The sequence below is a fragment of the Cylindrospermum sp. FACHB-282 genome, assembly GCF_014697195.1.
GTDB lineage: Bacteria > Cyanobacteriota > Cyanobacteriia > Cyanobacteriales > Nostocaceae > Cylindrospermum.
In genome coordinates this window covers 1-1,514 of record NZ_JACJRJ010000114.1, presented here as the reverse complement: position 1 = coordinate 1,514, position 1,514 = coordinate 1, and the positions used below count along the sequence as shown (strand labels likewise).

The 1,514-nt window shown below is 45.2% G+C and carries 2 protein-coding genes; both read right to left on the bottom strand.

Annotation, left to right across the window (positions count from 1 at the left end; genetic code table 11):
• Positions 1–411: 411 nt before the first annotated feature.
• Entirely contained in the window at positions 412–774 is a 363-nt protein-coding gene (locus tag H6G32_RS26425; RefSeq protein WP_190463735.1) for a hypothetical protein, read from the bottom strand.
• A 104-nt stretch (positions 775–878) separates the two neighbouring features.
• Entirely contained in the window at positions 879–1,283 is a 405-nt protein-coding gene (locus H6G32_RS26420) for a hypothetical protein (protein ID WP_190463733.1), read from the bottom strand.
• Between the last annotated feature and the right edge of the window lie 231 nt (positions 1,284–1,514).

The following is a 1,514-nucleotide window of genomic DNA, read 5'->3' as shown; positions in this document are numbered from 1 at the left end:
TGAGCTTGTTGATAGCTTCGTGTAGTTCATTCATATTTATTGGTCATCGGGTAATGGGTAATAGGCAATGGCTAAACTGATCGCACTCCCACTTCATCAGAAGCGCGATCGCAATTCTTACGGGGCAGGGGTGAAATCGACGTAGTAATCAGTCCCTACTTGAAACTGAGCGTATGCAGCCGGGTTATCAATCTGCATAGTGATTTGTCCTGCCGGCGTGGACTTCCAGAAAGTTAAGTTCTCCTTACTCGGTGGGTTGGTGGTTACGGGAGAAAGAATAACTGTGGCTGTTTTGGTTTCAGCGTCTTTAAGGTTGGCTTGGCAAGTGAATTTAGCTCTAACCATTGGTCATTAGTCCTTAGTAATGGGTGTTGGTCATTGGTCATTGGTAACTTGCCACTGGGGTTTCGCTCATATCATTCGGTCTCTGTCTAAATCCCAAATGGCCTTTTCGATGTACCATCGGTCATTTTTTCCTGGATATTTCCGCCTGAGGTTCTCGACCAGTCGTTCAGCGGTGGCGACATTAAACTGAACTCGAATTAATAGCTGATGCCACAAGCCGGAAATACCGGGACTGGTATAAGCTATTCGCGTCATTTTTGAATGGAGCTTATTTGATTGCAGGCGACCAAATACTTGGCGCAACTCTCCCCATGTGCGGCGGCGCCTTGGGGAAAGTGCAGCGGACTGATGTGCCTTGATAACCAAAAAAGCTAGGTACAAAAATCCTGTCATTAATGCCAGCCAGATGATTAAAATTAGAACGCTCATGGTGAATTAGGAAGGCGATTACTTAATTCACTATGTAGCCTCTACGTACTCGCATCAATGAACGTAGTCAAAAAAAATCATCACATCAGTTTGATGTGATGAAATTATTCAGGATCTGCCCCTTTCCCGTTATCAGGAGTCGGTTCGGTGATGAGCTTGTAAATTTCTTCCTTTAATTGCCCAACAGCTTCTTTAAAATCTTCCTCACGCCCTTTGCTTTCATCAAGCCGCGCCTCAAGCCTGTTTTGATGAGCATGGACATATTCAAGATGGAATTTTTCTACTAATTCGAGGCGCTGGAGAATTTTCCCATGAGTTGGGTTTCCACCTGAGAGAGATTCCCTAGGGTGATTTTCTCTTGAGCTATTAGCCGCAGCAGGGTTGACCTGTCTTTTAATCCCATCCTCTGAGCTATCACCTCCAAGTTGTTCCAGTCCGCCGCGCTCATACGCATACCTACTGTTTTTGCGTCTTCCGCTAATTCCTTTGGTCGTGCCATTCTTTGTCACTGTAATGATGACCTCATTTTATATTTACAAAACTATTTTGTGTAGACAGAACCTTGACAGGTTTTGCTTTTACATTATAATACTACTAAGTTTCGTAAAAGCGAAACTAATTCTTACAAGCTCCCTCCCGCCTAAACCTTGCGGGACACACCAGTAACCACGGAGCAAGCACCCTCACACTGCCACCGTACCCGTGCCGTGAGGAAACCTTACCACCCAACCCAAAGGAGA